This window comes from Chloroflexota bacterium, from assembly GCA_020850535.1.
Taxonomy (GTDB): domain Bacteria; phylum Chloroflexota; class UBA6077; order UBA6077; family JACCZL01; genus JADZEM01.
Window position 1 is genome coordinate 1 of record JADZEM010000154.1, and the last position, 18,868, is coordinate 18,868.

At 69.7% G+C, this 18,868-nt stretch carries 12 protein-coding genes; 4 read left to right on the forward strand and 8 right to left on the reverse strand.

Features of this window, described 5'->3' with window-relative positions:
• Positions 1–298 precede the first annotated feature (298 nt).
• Complete coding sequence (locus IT306_22565) at positions 299–2,656, reverse strand: transketolase (GenBank protein MCC7371217.1); 2,358 nt, start codon at positions 2,654–2,656, stop codon at positions 299–301.
• Positions 2,657–3,035: 379 nt separating this feature from the next.
• Here IT306_22565 and IT306_22570 point away from each other — a divergent pair, with 379 nt between their 5' ends.
• Positions 3,036–3,869: a PilZ domain-containing protein gene (locus IT306_22570; GenBank protein MCC7371218.1), complete on the forward strand. Its 834-nt coding sequence runs from the start codon at positions 3,036–3,038 to the stop codon at positions 3,867–3,869.
• Positions 3,870–3,898: 29 nt separating this feature from the next.
• Here the strand turns inward: IT306_22570 and IT306_22575 are convergent, their stop codons facing one another.
• From IT306_22575 to IT306_22590, 4 genes are all read right to left on the reverse strand, one after another.
• Positions 3,899–6,595, reverse strand: a complete 2,697-nt coding sequence (locus IT306_22575) for a response regulator (protein ID MCC7371219.1) — start codon at positions 6,593–6,595, stop codon at positions 3,899–3,901.
• 199 nt (positions 6,596–6,794) lie between these two features.
• Complete coding sequence (locus tag IT306_22580) at positions 6,795–8,435, reverse strand: thiamine pyrophosphate-binding protein (protein MCC7371220.1); 1,641 nt, start codon at positions 8,433–8,435, stop codon at positions 6,795–6,797.
• Between the two features lie 10 nt (positions 8,436–8,445).
• Positions 8,446–9,666, reverse strand: a complete 1,221-nt coding sequence (locus IT306_22585; protein MCC7371221.1) for a CoA transferase — start codon at positions 9,664–9,666, stop codon at positions 8,446–8,448.
• A gap of 91 nt (positions 9,667–9,757) precedes the next feature.
• Positions 9,758–10,417, reverse strand: coding sequence for a hypothetical protein (locus IT306_22590; protein ID MCC7371222.1), 660 nt, complete (start codon positions 10,415–10,417; stop codon positions 9,758–9,760).
• Positions 10,418–11,068: 651 nt separating this feature from the next.
• On the opposite strand from IT306_22590, the gene IT306_22595 reads away from it, so the two are divergent.
• Positions 11,069–12,625 (forward strand): hypothetical protein, encoded by a 1,557-nt coding sequence (locus IT306_22595; protein ID MCC7371223.1) that lies wholly within the window; start codon positions 11,069–11,071, stop codon positions 12,623–12,625.
• Positions 12,626–13,042: 417 nt separating this feature from the next.
• On the opposite strand, the gene IT306_22600 is transcribed toward IT306_22595, so the two are convergent.
• Positions 13,043–13,792: an SDR family oxidoreductase gene (locus IT306_22600; GenBank protein ID MCC7371224.1), complete on the reverse strand. Its 750-nt coding sequence runs from the start codon at positions 13,790–13,792 to the stop codon at positions 13,043–13,045.
• Positions 13,793–14,004: 212 nt separating this feature from the next.
• On the opposite strand from IT306_22600, the gene IT306_22605 reads away from it, so the two are divergent.
• A complete protein-coding gene (locus IT306_22605; GenBank protein MCC7371225.1) occupies positions 14,005–15,699 on the forward strand; it encodes a glycerol-3-phosphate dehydrogenase/oxidase in 1,695 nt (564 codons plus the stop codon).
• Between the two features lie 27 nt (positions 15,700–15,726).
• Here IT306_22605 and IT306_22610 read toward each other — a convergent pair whose 3' ends face one another.
• The gene (locus IT306_22610) at positions 15,727–16,317 is read right to left on the reverse strand and encodes a sulfotransferase domain-containing protein (protein ID MCC7371226.1); all 591 of its coding nucleotides are present in this window, start codon (positions 16,315–16,317) and stop codon (positions 15,727–15,729) included.
• A gap of 408 nt (positions 16,318–16,725) precedes the next feature.
• Positions 16,726–17,481: an SDR family oxidoreductase gene (locus tag IT306_22615; protein MCC7371227.1), complete on the reverse strand. Its 756-nt coding sequence runs from the start codon at positions 17,479–17,481 to the stop codon at positions 16,726–16,728.
• A 512-nt stretch (positions 17,482–17,993) separates the two neighbouring features.
• On the opposite strand from IT306_22615, the gene IT306_22620 reads away from it, so the two are divergent.
• Entirely contained in the window at positions 17,994–18,725 is a 732-nt protein-coding gene (locus IT306_22620) for a hypothetical protein (GenBank protein ID MCC7371228.1), read from the forward strand.
• The last annotated feature ends 143 nt before the right edge of the window (positions 18,726–18,868 follow it).

The following is an 18,868-nucleotide window of genomic DNA, read 5'->3' on the forward strand; positions in this document are numbered from 1 at the left end:
CACCGTCGCTGCGCGACGGTCGTCGGGAACGGCCGGCACTGGTGCGACTGGAGCGTCGCGCAGCGACTGCAGGATCGTAGGCGGGGCTTTCAAGCCCCGACGCGGCGGCACGACGACATCAACATGCGATTGCCCTGACGACCTCCCCCGTCATCCCGAGCGGAATGAGCGTGCGAACGCAGTCGAGGGATCTTCCTCACGCCAAGAAGGAGAAGATCCCTCCACTTCGCTCGTTCCTCGCCGCGGTCGGGATGACGACCGGCACTGAGCGACCCTGTGATTGACGCCTGCCGAGCCACTAGCCCTGGACGGCCTCGAACGCCTTGCGGAGCCGCGCCAGCCGCTGCTCGCGGTCGTTCACAAACCGCTGGATGCCCTTGACGATCCACTCCTGCGACAGGTGCGCCTCGTCCAGCACCTCGTCCACCGAGCCGCCCGTTCGCCAGCGGTCGTCCCAGTCCGTGGACATCGCATACTCGTCCGCGATGCGGTGATCGACCCAGTCCCGCATCAGCCGGCGCGAGCCGTTGGTGATGTAGGTCATGTCCAGCGCATCGGCCGGCGAGATGATCGAGTGGCGATAGCTGCCCGGTTGGAGCTTGAACAACTCCGGGCTGACCGCCGCCACCAGCTTGACGTTCAGGCCAAGCTCGTCCAGCTTCGGCAGGATCCGCACCGTGTTGTAGGTGGACATCGTCCCCTGCACCAGGATGGTGCCCATCTTCGGCTGGCCGGCCTTGTAGTCACGGATGAGGTACGCGCCCTTGGCCGCCTCGAAGTGTGACGCCATCCCCAGCGCCGCGCGGTCCGGCACCTGGATCGGCGGGCGGGTCAGGTGCAGCGCCACCACGTGGGCATCCGTCGCCATCGCCGCCGCGATGAGCACCGGCACCTCGTTGTGCTCCCAGGGGACCAGGTTGATGGTGTGGCCCTCGGGGAACAGCGAGGTCACGCCCGTGGCGAAGATGCCGAAGTGCGTCCGCGAATCCTCAGCCGTCTCGGGGCCGGAGTGGCCCGCCACCCAGAGCACCTTCCCGACCTTGATGTCGGAGTCCTGGGCGATCTGGCTGAAGAGACGCATCGCGCCGTACTTCAGGTAGCTGAACGAGGCGTACGTCGAGTGGGCGGCGTAGAAGCCGTCGAACTCCTCGTACGGCTTGTTCGAGAGGTTCACGCAGGCGATACCCGCCGAGATGCCCGAGTTGGTGAACTCGGTGATCTCCTGCGGCAGCAGCGCGCCCTCCAGGTTCTTGTTGCGGTCGAAGCGGCCCCAGCCGGCCTCACCGCCGAAGCCGTTGGCGAACCCGGCAATGTTCGTGGACTCGGCGAGGTCCGCCGACATCGCCACGAACAGCGGCCGGCCATACTCCTTGCGCCCGAACGAGTTGACCCAGGCGCCCCACTTGGCGAGGCCCGCCCGGTTCGGGGCGTTGGTGCCCGGCTTGACGAACAGCTCCTCGGGATAGTTCTTGTAGTCCCAGACCCGCGGATCGTTCCAGGGGTTCTTGCTGGTGTCCAGGCGGAAGCCCGGGATCGACTCGGGGACCGAGTCGCCCAGCTCCACGAGGCGATCCGAGAGGTAGTTGACCAGCTCCTCGTCCGAGGTGATGACGTCGGCGATGGCCTTCAGGTTGGCCTCGAACTGGCCGACGTAGCCCTCGCCCGGCGTGGGGGCCGGATCGTCCTCGCCCACGAAGTGCGCGCCGTACTTCTCGGCAAACTCGCGGCGGCCCTGCCAGTACAGCGGGTCGTGCAGCTTGTGCGGCACGCCGTGCGACTTGTAGCCGGTGACGCCGTAGCCGTGGCCCTTGGTGGTCTTGAACCAGACCATGCCCGGCCGGCCGTTCGTCGGCTCCTCGACGGCCGAGAGGATCGCCTCGGCGGCCGAGCGCATGTCGTTGCCGTTCTCGGTGCCGTGGACCCGGAAGCCGTACGGCTCGAACCAGTCGCGCGGGGTGCCGTGGATGACCGAGCTGGCCTGGAACTCGTCGATGCCGAAGTCGTTCCAGTCGATGAGATAGTAGAGGTTGTCCAGGCCCAGGCCGTAGGCGCTGTTCTTGGTCTCGTGGCTGGCGCCGGCCGTCAGGCCGCCCTCGCCCTCGACGGCGAAGACCTTGACGCCGTCCGCGCCGGCCCGCTTGAGGGCAATCGCCTCGCCGGCGGCCGGCGGAGAGCCGTGGCCGCTGGGGCCGGTGTTGAACTTGAGGAAGAGGGTCTTGCCCTCCATCTCGGCGTGCCCGGCCAGGCCGCCGCGCCGCCGGAACCCGAGCAGATCTTTCCACATCAACTGCTTGTGGTCGGCGTCGGGCACGGCAAACCGGGCGTCGCCAGTCCGCTCGTAGCGGGCGCGCAGCGCGGTGTTGTAGGCCGCCAGCATCGTGTAGATGAGCGGGATGGTGTGGCCCGCGACGAGGATGAACTTGTCGCCGAAGCGCTTCTCAGGATTGCGGATGTCCCAGCGCATGGCGCCGCTGAGCGTGAGCGACACCATCATCTGGATCTTGGAGCGCGAGCCGCCGGGGTGGCCGCTCTGCCGATAGTTCAGCGTGACATCGATAAACTGGGCGATACAATCCGCGATCTTTTCCCAGTGAGCAACATGCGGCTCGATCCTCTGCAAGCGCGCGTCGGCGGGCGTTTCGGGACGAGCGGTCATTGGCGTTCCCCCATAGGTTCATCCGAGTACGCGTCGGCCGGGCATGGATGACCCTATGCCCTCGGGCGACCGACGACGATTCTACATGCTTCGAGGCGGCGCGGCGCGGCACGCGGCCCTGGCAGCGGCCCGGTGCGCTGACATTCTGCGACGATGACTGTCAGGGTACCTCTGACAGGTGTCACGGCGCACCCATGTCACTCGCCACACGCATGCGTCCCAGGCACACGCTGCATCGCGATGGCCGGCCTGGGTTTACCCAAAACTCAACCCGAACCGCCGCCCGTCTCAACGGCCTGAGCCTACACTGAAAGTCACATCTAAGAAAGTCATCCAGGAACGAGGCGTTTCCTGGGTCGGTCGTGTTGGGAGGGGCGTTGTGTCAGGCCAAGACCGCACATCGTGGTACCGTCGCCTGTACCAGCGGCTGCTCGGAGAGTCCACGGAGCAGCCGGACATCATCCAGCTGCACGAGCGCCGTCCTGCCGAGGTCGTCGCCGAGCCGGACGACGTGGTCAGCCTGAACGGGCCGGCCGAGTCTGAGCGGGCGGTCGAGGACTGTCGCGTCCTGCTTGGGCAGGGGCGGCGCGTGGCCGTGACCTGGGATGGCGGCCCCGAGCACGGCTCGGTCATGGCGCAGGGTGAGGTCCGCCTGACCTTTGACGACACCGTCTGGATCTGGCTGGATCAGGAGCTGCCCGAATCCAGCCGCCCGCGCGCCGGGCAGGCGTTGCAGGTGCTCGCGCCGCGCCCGGATGCCCTGCGGCTGATCCCGTGCCGCCTGGTGGAGCCGTCGAACGGCGGCTCGTTGCAGGTGGCCATCAGCGGCCGGGCCTCACGGCTCCAGCGGCGCGAGGACGTGCGCGCCCTGGTGGACATGCCGCCGATCAGCGCGGTCCGCCTGGGCCTGACAGGCCGCCCGCAAGGGCTGCTGGGCGTGCGGGTCGTCGACCTGAGCGCCGGCGGCATCCGCATGCAGACGGACGAGATGCTGCGGGCCGGCCAGCGGCTGCGGCTCGTGCTGCGGCTGGACGATGGCGACCCGATCACCCCCACGGTCGAGGTGCTTGTGCCCGGCACGACGGCCCAGGGGCGCTTCGATCCGCTGGGCGAGGTCGAGCGGCGGCGGGTCGTCCAGTTCGTCTACAAGCAGGAGGTCGCAGCGCGGCGGCGCGCCCGCGACGAGAACGAAGCCGAGCAGCTCGCGGACTGACGCAAGCCCCGCGCTACGTGTCGGCGCGCTTACGTTCCTGCCACGGCGGACGCTGGCAGTCCCACCTCGCGGAGGACGGCTTCCAGCCCGTCGGCGCGGACTGGCTTGGCGATGTAGGCGTCCATGCCGGCCGCGATGCAGCGCTCGCGGTCGCCGGTCATCGCCGCGGCCGTCATCGCGATGATCGGCAGCCGCTGGCCACCCGCCTCCTGGCGGCGGATCGCCGCTGTCGCCGCGAAGCCGTCCAGGACCGGCATCTGACAGTCCATGAAGACGGCGGCATAGGTCTTGTGCGCCACCGCGCGGATCGCCTCTTCGCCGTTCTCGACCGTATCCACGGCGAAGCCGAACCGCTCCAGGAAGCGCCGGGCGACCTTCTGATTGACGGCGTTGTCCTCGGCGACGAGCAGGCACGGCCGGGCGTCGGGGCCAGCGGCGGGGGCGGCGACAGCAGACCCGGGGGACGGGTCGGCGCCACGTGCAGCGTTCCCGCGCGCAGCCACGGATGCCGATCCGCCGTGCGTCGCCCGCTCGGCTCGGGCCATATGGGCCGCGCGGACGCCGTTTCCCTCGATCAGGCGGGCCAGCGTGCCGATCAGGTGCTGGCGACGCACCGGCTTCTGGAGCCATGTCAGGATGCCGGCCGCCGCAAGCACGTCAGTGGTCGGGCGGTCGCCAGACGAAGACAGCACCATCACCCGGGTGGCGGCGAGGGCCGGGTCAGCGGCGATCCGGCCGGCCAGCATCTGCCCGTCCATCTCGGGCATGCACTGGTCCAGCACGGCAAGGTCGAACGGGACGCCGGCCTCGGCGGCCAGCCGCAGCAGCTCAAGGGCCTCACGCCCGCCCACCGCGCTGATGCAGTCCAGGCCGGCCGTGCGTAGCTGCCGGGTCAGGACGGCCCGGTTGACGGCAAAGTCGTCCACCACGAGCGCCCGCCGCCCGATCAAGGTGGCCGGCGATGGCACGGCCACGGGCGCTGGCGCGGCTTCAGCGCTGATGGTGAACCAGAACGTACTCCCAGAGCCAGGGCGGCTCTCCGCGCCGATCTCGCCGCCCATCAGCTCGACGAGCCGCTTGCAGATGGCCAGGCCCAGGCCGGTCCCGCCGAAGCGGCGGGTGGTGGAGCTGTCCGCCTGCGAGAACGGCCGGAACAGGCGCGGCAGCACGTCGGCGTCGATCCCCAGGCCGGAGTCGCGAACTTCGAAGCGAAGCGTGCCCGGCACGTCCGCTGGCTGCGAGATGTGTACGATCACGTGGCCGCGCTCGGTGAACTTGACGGCGTTCCCCACCAGGTTGACCAGGATCTGCCGCAGCCGCCCGGCGTCGCCGCGGATCGCCAGGGGCACGCCCGGCTCGATCATCGTGGCCAGCTCGAGCTGCTTGCGCCGCGCAGCCTCGCCAAGCAGGCTGACAGCATCCTCGACCACCGCCGCAAGGTCGAGGTCGTCCCGGTCGATCTCCAGGCGGCCGGCCTCGATCTTCGCAAAGTCGAGCACGTCGTTGATGATGTTGAGCAGCGCTTCGGCGCTCGACCGGACCTCGATAGCGCACTCGTGCTGCTCGGCGTCCATGTCGGTGTCGAGCAGCAGGCCGGTCATCCCGATGATGCCGTTCATCGGCGTGCGGATCTCGTGGGACATGGTGGCGAGGAACTCGGACTTGGCGCGGTCGGCAGCCTGCGCGGCGACAGCCAGCTCGTTTGCACGAACGGCCAGCGCCTGGTACTCCTCGCTGCGCTGCCGCTCGCGGGCGTAGGCGCGGACGGTCTCGCGGTTGCCCAGCGTGTAACGCCAGAGGAGCCCCGCGCAGGCGACGCCGAGGATCAGGCCCGGCACAAACTCCGTCGGCGTCTCTGTCAGCGACGGCCACAGCCAGATAATGGCGCTGGCCAGCCCGACGAACGCGGCCGGGATCGCCAGCCGCCAGGGATGCCCGATGTCGGCAGACTCGGCGGCGGACTCGGCGTGGACGAGCACATCGTCATAGAGCCCGGCCAGGGCGATGAGCAGCAGCCCGCCGAACCAGAAGGCGTCGATAGGGTCGCCCGTCTTGTACGGACCGGCGTCGCTCGGGAGGTAGCCGACCCAGTCGGCAACCGCCGAGCAGAACCAGCCGGCCACCAGCAGCAGGGTGGCCCGGGAGAGTCGCCCCTGGCGCACCAGCACCATGACCAGGCCGCAGATGATCGCGCCGTCGCCGACGGGGTAGGCAGCCGCCACGCCCACGTCGAGCCAGGACACGGCGGCGGCCTCGAACAGCGGGCCGAGCACGAGCGCCCAGGTGATGGCGGTGACCGCCCCGGTGACGGCCACCACGTCCAGCACCACGAACCAGTGATTGAGCGCGCGCGCCCCGTGGGCCGGCCGCCGCACGATGCCGGCAAAGCAGAGCGGCATCATGGCGAGGTAGAACGGATCGGCCAGTGAGACGGTGGGCGCCTGCTCGCCGGCCACGAAGGGGTAGGCCGCCCAGATCAGATCGCCCAGGAACCAGCAGCCCAGGCCGGCCGCCATCAAGGTCCAGGACTGACGGGCGCGCGCCTCGACCTGCCGGCTGGCAGCGACAGCCGCCCCAAGCGTGGCGGCGCTGCTCGCGAGCAGCATGCCAAGATCGGAGAACGTGGCGAGCAGCTCGGGCGCGAACGGCCGGGCCGTCAGCACGCCGCCGAACACCAGTATCGCGAGCAATGCAAGCAGCGTACAGCACCGGCGGCTCCCGGCCATACCGCCCTCCTGAGTCATTCCACGGGCGTTCGGATGGCGCACACCGCCCCTGCGTGCGCCCAGTCCATCCTGTAGATCGTCCTACGTCCCACGAAAGGGACGGGACGGCGGTCATCCGGCGCCGGGCCTGACGGAGAGCTAACGATACTCCTTTCCGAAACGGGGGGCTAGCGATTGGGAGATGAGGGCGTCCGGCGCTCTACGTCGAGTAGTTCGAGAAGGCCGCCGTGGTGGCGCGCGCCCGCCAGTCCGTCTTGACGTTGACCAGCGCCGGGATGCCCGCCGCGAACGCCCGCTCCAGGGCCGGGCGGATCTCGGCCGGGTCCTCCACGTACTCGCCGTGACACCCGAGCGCCTCGGCCATCTTGTCGTAGCGGGTATACCCAAGATCGCGGCCGGGCTTGTTCTTGTCGGGATCGGCCGTCCAGCCGCCGTTGAGGCTGACGACGGTCACGACGGGCAGCTTCCAGCGGACGGCCGTGTCCAGCTCCATCGCGTTGAGGCCGAACGAGCCGTCGCCGTGGAGCACCAGCACCTGGGCATCCGGCTTCGCGGCCTTCGCGCCCAACCCGAACGGCAGCCCGACGCCCATCGTGCCGAACGGCCCCGAGTTCAGCCGGTGCCCGGGCACGAACGTCGGGATCGACTGGCGGCCGTAGTTGAGGATCTCCTGGCCGTCCACCACCAGGATAGCGTCGCGGTCCAGGAAGTCGCGGATCTCCTTGCAGAGGCGCAGCGGGTGGATCGGGGTCTGATCGGTGGAGAGGCGCGCCTCGGACTCCTCGCGCTTGCTGGCCTCGACGGCCGCCAGGTGCTCGACCCAGGGGGCGTACCGGCGCCTGTCGAGCTTGCCATCCGCCGCCGCCAGCAACTGCCCAAGGACCTGCCCGGCATCCCCGACGATCCCGACGTCGGCCGGGCGGTTGTGCCCGATCTCGCCGGGGTTGATGTCGATCTGGATCAGCTTCGCACTGGCGCTGAAGCGGGGCGGGGCCATGAAGTTGATGACGTAGTTCATCCGCGTCCCGACGACGATGGCGAGATCGGCCTCGCGGAACGCCGTGGAGCGGGCCGTCATGAACGAGAGCGCGTGATCGTCGGGCGCCACGCCCCGCCCCTGCGGCGTGGTGTAGAACGGGATGCCGCTCAGCTCGACCCACTGCTGGAGCCGCTCCGACGCGCCCGACCAGAGGATGCCGCTGCCCGAGACGACGATCGGGCGCTCGGCCTTCTGGAGCAGCTCGACCGCCGCCGCCACCGCGCCCGGATCCCCCAGCGGGCGGTGCCGGCGCATCACCTGCGCGGGGTCGGGGTAGGCGATGCTGTCCTCATCCACCTCGCGATACAACACGTCGCCGGGCAGGTCCAGGTAGACCGGCCCGGGCGCGCCGTTCAGCGACTCCTTGACGGCCATCGCCACCAGCTCGGGGATGCGCCGGGCGTCGTAGATACGCTCCGACCACTTGGTGATCGGCTTGAAGACGGAGAGCTGATCCATCTCCTGAAAGGCCGTCTTGCGGAACTGCGAGACGGGGCTGGCCCCGCCGATGGCCAGCAGCGGGGCGGCGTCGGCCCAGGCGTTGGCGACGCCCGTGACGAGGTTCATGGTGGCCGGGCCGGACGCCGCCATGCAGACGCCGATGGTATTGCGGACCCGACCGTAGGCGTGCGCCATCATGGCGGCGGCCTGCTCGTGGCGCACGTCGATGCTGCGGATGCCTTCCTCGATGCAGGCGGTCTCAGCGGCGAGCATCGGGCCGCCCATCAGATAGAACATCGTGTCGATGTCGAGGCGGCGCAGCGTACGCGCGAGCACCTGCGAGCCGATGACGGTTGCCATGTGGCCTCCCCTAGATCGCGTTGGCCGCTTTCAGCTCCTGGACCCGCGCCTGGTCGTAGCCGAGCCACTCGCCCAGGACCTCGTCGGTGTGCTGCCCGAGCAGCGGCGAGGTCACCACCGGCACCTCGCTGTCGGACATCTTGACGGGCCAGCCAGGCATCGTCACTTCGCCCCGCACCGGGTGCTCGACGGTCGTAAACATGCCGCGCTGCTGCAAGAACGGATCGTTGATCAACTCGTGCGTGTCGAAGACGGCCCCGGCCGGCACGCCGGCCCGCCCGAGCGTCTCCATCACCTCGACTTTGTCGCGCTGGGTCGTCCAGGCAACGATCAGCTGGTCCACGTCGTCGATGTGCCGCAGGCGGTCGGGCGGGTTGGTGAAGCGGGGATCGTCCAGCAGGTCTTCGCGCCCGATGACGCCGAGCAGCCGGTGCCACTGATGGTTGGCGGCCCGGCTGGTGTAGATGAAGCAGTAGTCGTTCGGGCCGCCGCCCTTGCAGGGGTAGGTGTCGCTGGGGGCGCTGGTGCCCAGGACGCTGCGGTTGCCGTTGCGCTCGGGCGCTTTGCCCCAGAGCATCTGGCTGGCGTAGGCGATCCGCGAGAAGTTGATGACGGCCTCTTGCATCGCCACCTCGATGCGCTGGCCCCGCCCGGTCACCTGCCGCTGCAACAGCGCGGCCAGGATGCCGATGGCGCAGTGCAGGCCGGTGCCGGTATCCCCGATGGTCGGGCCGGGTTTGATCGGCCGCTGATCCTCGTCGCCGGTGGTGGCGAGCGCCCCGCCGACGGACTGCGCGATCATGTCGAAGCTGAGGAAGTTGGCGTAGGGGCTGTCCGAGGCGTACCCCTTGATCTGGGCGTAGATGATGTTCGGGTTGATCTGGCGGACGGTCTCGTAGCCGAAGCCGAGCCGCTCGATGGTGCCAGGGCCGAAGTTCTCGATGAAGACATCCCCGGTCTCGATCAGCTTGCGGAGGAGGGCCTTTCCTTCCTCGGTCTTGAGGTTGCAGGTGAGGCTCCGCTTGTTGGCGTTGAGCAGCATGAAGTAGTACGAGTCCACGCCGGGCGTGTCGGTGGAGGCCCGCCGGCCCTGGTCGCCCTGGGTCGGCTCCTCGATCTTGACGACGTCCGCGCCGAGCCATGCGAGGGTCTCGGTACACGAGGTGCCAGCCTCGAACTGCGTGAGATCGACCACCTTGATACCGGCGAGGGCCGGCAGAGCTGCAACCATGTCTCCTCCTCGTGGCGGGGTTTCAGGCGTCGGGTTTCGGGTTTCAGGATGCGCTCGCCTGAAACCCGAAACCCGACACCCAGGACCCCAGTCAGAGCGCTCGCAGGAACTCGAAGGTGAGCCGCTCGCGGCGGCCGACGTAGCTGATGACCTTGTCGCGCCACGGCGTGCTGACGGCCGCCGTGAACTCGGGCGTCTTGAAGGCGTCCAGCGAGTCCAGCTCGTGGACGGCCAGGAAGCTCGGGCCGCGACCGTCAAGCTGCTGGTAGCGCAGGATGCGCCGCCAGCCGGGCACGCGCATCAGCAGCGGGATGTGCTCCTGGAGGTACCACTGGTGGTAGTCCTCCACCATGCTCTCGGGCGGGTCCATCGTCATCGAGACGAGGTAGGGCGCATGGGCCGTCCAGGGGCGGGTCCAGGGCTCGCCCAGGTCAAGCTGCTGGTAGACGCGCCGGTCCACCAGCAGCAGCCGCGACATGAACGCCTGGTCCGCGTCGCGCTCGCGCTCGCGGAGGGCGAGGTAGGTGGGGCTCTGGAGTACAGAGGCAGTCTCCAGGTCGTACCAGGCGAGGTGGCGCGGGCCGTCCTCGCCGACACGCCAGTAGCGTCGAGCGCTGAGCACGCCGGGCAGCGCAGACCGCTTGGCAGCATGATCGTCGTACCAGCGGTGGAACTCGTCCTCACGCCCCGGCGCGGGGTTCATGTGGACGTACAGCAAAGCCTGACCGTCTGAACCGTCTGCGTCTGACATCTCGCATCCCCAGGGTGGGTGGCAGCTTCGCCAGCGAATGTACGGAGCGGTGCGGGCAGTATAGCCGGAGTCGCATCGGCTGGTGAGAAAAGGGCTGGATGCCCCTGGGCCGCCCCGCCGACGCTGGCGTCAGCAGTACGGGGCGATGGTACGGGGCGCGCCGCGGGCTGCCACCGGAGCGGAGCGCCCGCTCCAGGGGTATGCTGAGGGTGTCCCTGCACTGCCGGACGGGTCGCCTTCCAGGGTGGCGCGGCAACGGCATCTCCCATGCAGGGCCGGCGTTGGTCAGCTGAGGGGGACTGTCCTCGCGGGACACGGACCCGGGCGGGCAGATCGTGTGGGCGCACGATAGCGGCAGGCCAGACGCTGAATGAGGGGCGGCTTTCGGGGCGAGAGCCGCCCCTCGGCACGTCTATCACACGTGCCTGGAACGCCGCTGCAACGGCAGTGGAACGTCGCCGCCGTACGCTGCCCACACGAGAGCGACGGCACAACTCGCTGGGATGCGCCAGCACGGAGCTGCCCGAACGGGTATGCAACCCCTGCCAGCAGCCCCACCGAGCGAGGCCGCCGCGCCGACAGCCGATACGGCGTTCAGCCGGCCGCACAGGCCGGCATGTGAGGACGGACGCCGGCGAGGGAGTGGGCACGATGCCGCAGGGAACGTGTGGCGAACGTGGCGATGGAGTGCGGGTGCTGGTGCTGCGGCGACGGCAGCGTCGGCTCAAGGGAGACCGTGGCCGGCTGCTGAGCTGGCCGGCCGAGCGCGGGGCAGAGCCGGTGGGCGTCGGCGCGGTGGCCACTGGGAGCGTCGGCGCGGTGGCCACTGGGAGCGTCAGTGCGGTGGCCGCTGGGAGCGTCGGCGCGGTGGCCGGTGGGGCCATCGGCGCGGTGGCCGCTGGGAGCGTCAGTGCGGTGGCCGGTGGCGTGGGGACCACCGGCCTGCCGCCCGCCGCCGTGCTGGCCGGGCTGTTCGCGCTGCCATCCGGGCCAGCGCCGAGCCTCGACATCCGCCCGGACGACTCGGACGCCGCGGCCGCTACGGGCCTCGGGTGGCTCTGGCGGATGCTCGGGCACACCGCTGGCGGACGCGAGCGCTGGGCAGAGCTGCTGCGGCTCGCCGTGGCCAGCGCCGACCGGCCGGTGGCCGCCGAGATGCTCAACGTGATGGGGCAGCTCGTGCTGGGCGCGGGCGAGCTGACGCTGGCCCAGGCCTGCTTCGGCGAGGCGCTGGTCGCAGCTCGCGCCGGCCGCACGGCGGAGGCCGTGGTTCGAGCGCTGGACGGCCTGACGAGCGTCGCGGTCGCGCGGGGGGCGTTCGAGCTGGCACGGACGCTCCAGGACGAAGCCCTGACGATCCGCCGCCGTCTCCGCGACCGCGAGGGCGTGGCACGGTCCCTGGCGATGCTCGGGTGGCTGCTGCTCGACACCCAGGGCGTCCAGCACGCTGAGGCGCTGCTGGAGGCGAGCCTCGCGGAGCGTGTCCAGGCGGCACAGGAGGTCGAGCGCTGGGCCGGCCAGCGGCCGGAGTGGCTGGCTGCGCGAGGGTCCGAGCGCGCAACTGTCCGGAGCGGGCAACTGCGCCAGGGGCAGGCGCGCGGCCTGCTCCACCTGGGCTGGCTGGCGCGGATCGACGGTCGGCGCGAACTGGCGCAGACGCACCTCGTGGAGGCGTTGGTGACGGACGCGGGCGGGACCGGCCAGATCGCCGGGCTGATCGGGCTGCTGGCACAGGTGACCGGCGAAGGCGCTTCCTCGATCCGCACGGTGGCGGGACTCCTGATCGGGGCCGAACTGCACGACGCGGCGCAGCAGGAGCAGGCTGACCCGGCCGGCTATCGCGTGGAGGCGTTCGCTCGCCTGGCACTGCCGGCGCTGGCGCGGATCTGGAGCGGGGCAACGGAGGCGACGCTTTCCCAGGAGGCCGGCCGCACCGAGCTGGCAGCCTGGGCGCTCTGCGCGTCCGAGACGGCGGCGGCCACGAGCGCGCCGTCTCGCAGCGCCGACGCCGAGCGAGCGCTCCTGACGGCGCGCGAGCTGGAGGTCGCGCTGCTGATCGGGAAGGGGTACACCAATCGGCGCATCGCCGAGGAGCTGATCATCGGGGAGCGGACGGCCGAGACGCACGCGCGGAACATTCGCGAGAAGCTGGGGATGAGCACACGGGCACAGATCGCGGCGTGGGCAGCCGTCCGAGCGGCCGGCTGAGGGCTGCGTGCTGGCTGACTGCACAGACCGCCGTTTGAGCAGAGCGGCAGGCGTTCATTTCAGCGCACTGCACGCCGGTGGCCATGTCATCCTGAATGGCCATGTCATCCTGAATGGCCATGTCATCCTGAACGAGCGAGCTTGCGAGCGACGTGAAGGACCTCACCCGCTGACCGTCAACTCTGGTGTCACCCGCTGACGCGAGAGTCGACGGTCAGCGGGTGAGGTCCTTCGCTGCGCTCAGGATGACATGGCATGTTGCACGCTTTGCACGAGGTTGCGGTAGCTCTCGGCCTGGAACGGTCTGCCCCTGCGTGCGTGCGGGAGATGCTGTCAGCAGAGCCGAGAGTCCTCTTGGGCGGCGGACCAGAGGGCGGAGTCAGGCTGAGAATCCGCCCACGGACGCCGTCCGGACTCCTAGCCCCGGCCGACGAACGGCATCTTTGTCGCCATGATCGTCAGGAACAGCACGTTGGTATCCAGCGGCAAACTCGCCATCTGCACCACCGCCCGTGCGACGTGCTCCACGTCGATGACCGGCTCTGGCTCCATCTGGCCGTTCGCCTGGAGCGCCCCCTGCGTCATGTACGAGGCCATCGGCGTGCTGGCATTGCCGATGTCGATCTGCCCACAGGCGATGTCGTACTTGCGGCCGTCGAGCGAGGTTGACTTCGTCAGCCCGGTGATGGCGTGCTTCGTCGAGGTGTACGGCGCGGAGTTCGGGCGCGGCGTGTGGGCCGAGATCGAGCCGTTGTTGATGATCCGGCCGCCACGCGGCGTCTGCTCCTTCATGATCTTGAACGCTTCCTGCGTACACAGGAACGCGCCCGTCAGGTTGGTCGCCACGACGGTGGACCAGGCCTCGTAGGTCAGGTCTTCGAGCAGACCCCGCGCGCCGGTCCCGGCGTTGTTGAACAACAGGTCCAGGCGGCCGAACGCCTCCTTCGCCTTCGCGAACAGCGCCTTCACGGCCGCTGGATCGCCGATATCGGTCGGCACGGCGATGGCCCGCGCCGCCGCGTCGCCGGCCCCGGCGATGGTCTCATTGAGCGCGTCAGCCCGCCGGCCCGCCAGCGCCACGTGGTATCCCTCGCGGAGGAGCGCCAGCGACGTCGCCCGGCCGACGCCGCTGCCGGCCCCGGTGACGATGGCTACCTTCTTGTCCATCCTCTACGTCTCCTAACCCTGCGGTGTGCCCCATCAGTCCGCGCGTAGGCTGCCAGACAGCGTTCTCCGGCAGGCGCGCGGGCGGTGGACACGCCTGGCCGATAGTGTAGCGATGCGGCGGGCAGGCGCGTGCCACTTCATCTGGCGCGCTCGTCGGTGGTACACTTTTCGCACACGGGTCGGGGAACATTTGCGGCTGTGGGCGGACTCAGATGAAGCGCGCCAACCTGCAGGAATTGACGTCGAATGTGCTCGACGTGCTGGTTGTTGGCGGGGGCATTGTCGGGTGCGGCATCGCGCGGGACGCGGCCCTGCGCGGCTTGCAGGTCGGCCTGATCGAGCGCGAGGACATCGGCGGCGGCACCACCTCTCGCTCGACGCGCCTGATCCACGGCGGCTTGCGCTACCTGGAGATGCTCGATTTCAGCCTCGTGCGCCAGGACATGCGCGAGCGCGAGATCCTGATCCGCATCGCGCCGCACCTCGTCAAGCCGATGCCGTTCCTGGTGCCGATGTACGGGTGGTCGGCGTGGCAGCGCGACCGGCTGCGCGTCGGGATGGTGCTCTACGATGTGCTCTCCTACGACAAGAGCCTGCCTCGCCACTCCTTCCTGAACCGCCACCAGACGCTCGCCGCCGAGCCGTACCTGAACCCGCGCGGCCTCCAGGGCGCGGCCCGCTACTACGATGCCCAGGTCGAGCTGCCCGAGCGGCTGGCCCTGGCGAACGCCATCGACGCCGCCGAGCACGGCGCGCTGATCCGCACCTACACCGACGTGATCCGCTTCCTGCGCGAGGAGCCCAACGGCCAGACTCAGACTGGCAGGGGGAGGGTCGTCGGCGTCGAGGCGCGCGACATCGCCACGGACCGCCGCGTCCAGATCCGCGCGAACGTCGTCGTCAACGCCACCGGCCCCTGGCTCGACCGCAACTTTGCCGAGCAGGCGGGAGACAGCATCAGCACCAACGGCCACGCGGACGCCTCGCCGCCGCCCCTGCTGCGGACCACCAAGGGCGTTCACCTCGTGATGCCGAAGACCACGACCAATGCGATTCTGTCGATCGCGGCATCAGATGGGCGCGTCTTCTTCGTCGTGCCATGGTACGGCTACTCGCTGGTCGGCACCACCGACACCGACTTTGAGGGCGACCCGGCAGACGCCCACGCCGACCGCTCGGATGTGGCCTATCTGCTGCGCGAGGCCGCCGCGATCTTCCCCGTCCTCCGCGACGCCCCCGTCTACTACGGCATGGCCGGCGTCCGCGCGCTGGTCCGCAAAGAGGGCGTCAAGGAAGGCGCGGTCTCCCGCAAGCACGCCATCCGCGATCACGGCAAGCTCGGCGGGCCGGACGGCCTCGTCTCGGTGCTGGGCGGCAAGATCACGGCCTACCGAGGCATCGCCGAAGAGGCCACGGACCTCGTCATGGAGCGGCTGGGGCGGCACAGCGCCCGCCACACGGCGTACTCGATGCTGCCGGGCGGTGACGCGCACTCGGACGACGTCTGGAAGACGCTCAAGCCGCGCGCCGAGGGCATGGGCCTGACCGACGAGCAGATCCAGCACCTGATCGACCTGTACGGCTCACGCGCGCGAGATGTGCTGGTGCTGGCCGAACGCCGGCCGCAGCTGGCGACGCCCTTCTGCGAGCACGCCCCGACGCTCAAAGCCCAGGCGACCTACGCCGCCCTCAACGAGGGCGTCGAGACGCTGGCCGACGTGCTGCTGCGGCGCGCGCCGGTCGGGCTGGCCTCCTGCATGGCGCTGGACTGCGTCGATGCCGCCGCCGAGGTCGTGGGGCAGACGATGCGCTGGGACGAGGAGCGGCGCCGCCACGAGGCCGCCGAGTATCGCCGGCTGGTGGCCGAGCGCTACTCGGCCCCGCTGGCCGAGTCGGTCCCGGCCTGACGGCTGACACGCGCGCTCACCGCTCGCTCAGCCGCGATTGCGGTAGAGGGCCGGGTCCACGGCCTCCAGCATCTTCGCGCGGTCAAGCTCCAGGCCCAGGTCTGTGCCCAGGAAGCTGACGATCGCGTCCACGTGCTTCGCGGGCGTCTCGGCAACCTCGTGGTACGGCAGGTAGAGCACGGACATGTTCGCCTGCGCAGCCAGCCAGCCCTCGATCTTCACCAGGTGCTTCTCAAACAGGGCCGACATCATCGCGTCAGGGACGGTGTCGGTCGGCTCGCCGCGCCGCTCCAGCATCTTGCGCTGCGAGGCCAGCACCTCCGGCAGCCGCCGCTTCATGAACACGATCTTGTAGGTGCTGGACGGCGGCAGGTGCTCCAGCAGCGCCGAGATCACCTTGACGGCCTTGCCCTCAGCCTCTGCGACCCAGGAGACGTCGCCCTTGCTGAGCTGCTTCACCTGCTCCAGCTCGAAGTACCCCTTCGGGTTGTCGTCGTCGGCGGTGCGGAGGGCGTCGGTGACGATTGGGATGCCGCCGGCCTGGAGCATGTTCATCATCAGCGAGGTGCCGGAGCGGGGCAGCCCCGACACGACCACCACGGGCTTCGAGCTTGGCATCGTGTGACCCACCTGTCAGAAACGTGTGAAGGACGGATGTGCGCGTCAGGCCGCGGAGCCGACGGGCACAGACGGCCGTGGCTGGCAGGCGCGGCGTCCGGACGGCATGGGGCCGCCAGACGGCGCGCAAAGGGTACGGCGAACGGCCCGCGCGCCGCTACGTCCGGGGCCACCCACTCAGGGCAATCGCATGTTGCGTGTGTCGTGCCGCCGCGTCGGGGCTTGAAAGCCCCGCCTACCATCCTGCAGTCGCTTCGCGACGCCCCGGTCTCACCGGACGACGCTGTTCCCGGCGTCCGCGTCGCGGAGCGACGCTGTGACGGTAGGCGGGGGTTGAAACCCCCGCCTGCGCGTCTCGTCGCGCTTCGGGAACACCAGCGAACATGCAATCGCCCTGGCCGCCCACTCCTAGTGGAACGTCGAGCCGCCGTCCACCACCAGCAGTTGTCCCGTCATGAAGGCCGAATCGTCGGAGAGCAGGAAGACCACCGTCCCCACCATGTCTGCCGGTCGCTGCAGCCGCTTCAGCGAGCGGGCTGCGATGGCCGCCTCGCGCATCGCCACGATCTCCGGGGTCGGATCGACCTCGCTCAGGGTGTTGCCCGGGGCCAGCGAGTTCACCCGGATGTTGTCGCCGCCAAGCTCGCGCGCCAGCGTCCGCGAGATCCCGAAAACCGCCGCCTTCGAGGCCACGTAGTGCATCCGGCCGCCGCCCGCGTGCAGGATGCTGGCCGAGCAGATGTTGACGATGCTCCCGCCCCCGCGCGCCCGCAGGGCCGGGGCCAGGGCACGGCAGCAGTTCCAGACGCCCTTGACGTTGACCGACATCACCAGATCCCACTCGGTCTCGTCGATCTCCTCGAAGCCCACCCGCGAGATCGGGATCGTCGCGAAGACGGCGGCGTTGTTGACCAGCCCGTCAAGGCCGCCGTACCGCTCCACCACCTGCGCGGCCAGCGCCTGCACGCTGGGAAAGCTGGCAACATCGACCTGTACGCCCAGCGCATCGCCGCCGTCGGCCACGATGGCAGCGGCGACCTGCCTCGCCGATGCCCCGTCCAGGTCCGCCACCACGACGCTGGCCCCCTCCGCGGCCAGCCGCTCGCAGTACGCCTGGCCGATGCCGTGACCACCGCCCGTCACCACGACGACCTTGCCAGCCATCCGGCCAGCCGTCCCCTGCGCGATCTCCGTCACGCCGCTGCCTCCCGCTGTGCGCCAATGTCCAGTGTGTCGGCAGTATAGACGGCACTCTGGTTGTCCAGGACGCGGGCGACGGCTGGGCCAGGGCAATTGCATGCTCGTTGGTGTTCCCAAATCGTCGTACGACGCTGCGCGACCTGCCCAACGTGCGATCGCCCTGACATGCTCCCTTCGAGGGCTGACACACCGGCGAGATGACGGGCTATGATCTCGCTGGCTCGACCGGATGGCGTCGTCTCGGGAGCGATCCTGCTGGCCCGTGCAGGGACCGCGCTACACATCCGCTCCACGCCACCGGCGACCATGTTCGACGCCGCTCCGGGGCCTCGGCCACCACACGCGGCCACCTGGAGGAGCTGTGAAGGAGATGATCTCGCGCCACTACAAGCTGGACGAGATCAACGAGGCGTACGACCGGCTCGGGCGCGGCGAGGTGGCTCGCAGCGTGATCAGCTTCCCACACTGAGCACAGTATGAGCAGACATTCGGACGACGCTGCACCCCCGCCTGCGCCTCCGGCCGAGGTGACCTATCCTGGCTACCTCGCGCTCGACAGGATCCTCAGCGCCCAGCACCCGCTCGCGCCCGTCGAGCTTGGCCCGACGGTCCACTCCGCCGAGCACTTCTTCATCGTGGTGCACCAGGCGTTCGAGCTGTGGTTCAAGCAGGAATTGCTCGACCTGCACTGCGCCTACGACGCGCTGATGGACTCGGACCCCGATCCCGAGCTGGCTCTCGACCATCTCCAGCGCGTCGCGGCGATCCAGCGGCTGCTCACCCAGCAGATGGTCCTGTTCGACCACCTGTCGCCGCGCAGCTTCCTGGCGTTCCGGCCGTACCTCGGGGCCGCCAGCGGGTCCGAGTCGAAGCAGTACCGCGATGTCGAGCGGGCGCTCGGGCTGCGCGGTGCGACGGGCAAGAGTCCGATCTTCGAGGCGTTCACCGCCGCGATCGCCCGGGACGGGATGACGCTTGAGGAGGTCTACCGGCAGCCCTCGCGGGCGGGCGTACTCTACCGGCTGGCCGAACTGCTGGTGGACATCTCCGAGGGATTCTGGCTGCTCACGGCAGCGCACGTCCGCATCGCCGAGCGGACCATCGGGCAGAAGCCAGGCACGGCCGGCACCTCCGGGGTGGAGTACCTGGCGCGGGCGCTGGAGTCCAAGGCGTTCCCGGCCCTCTGGGACGTCCGCACCCGGCTGTGAGCGTGCTCGCCAGGGTGATTGCATAGTCGCCGATGTTCCCATGACCGGGCGGTCGGGGGCTTGATGCCGTCATCATGCGATTGCCCTCGTCTGATCGCCTTCGCGCGAGCGCGATTTGGCCCGATTCGGGTAAAATAGAGAGG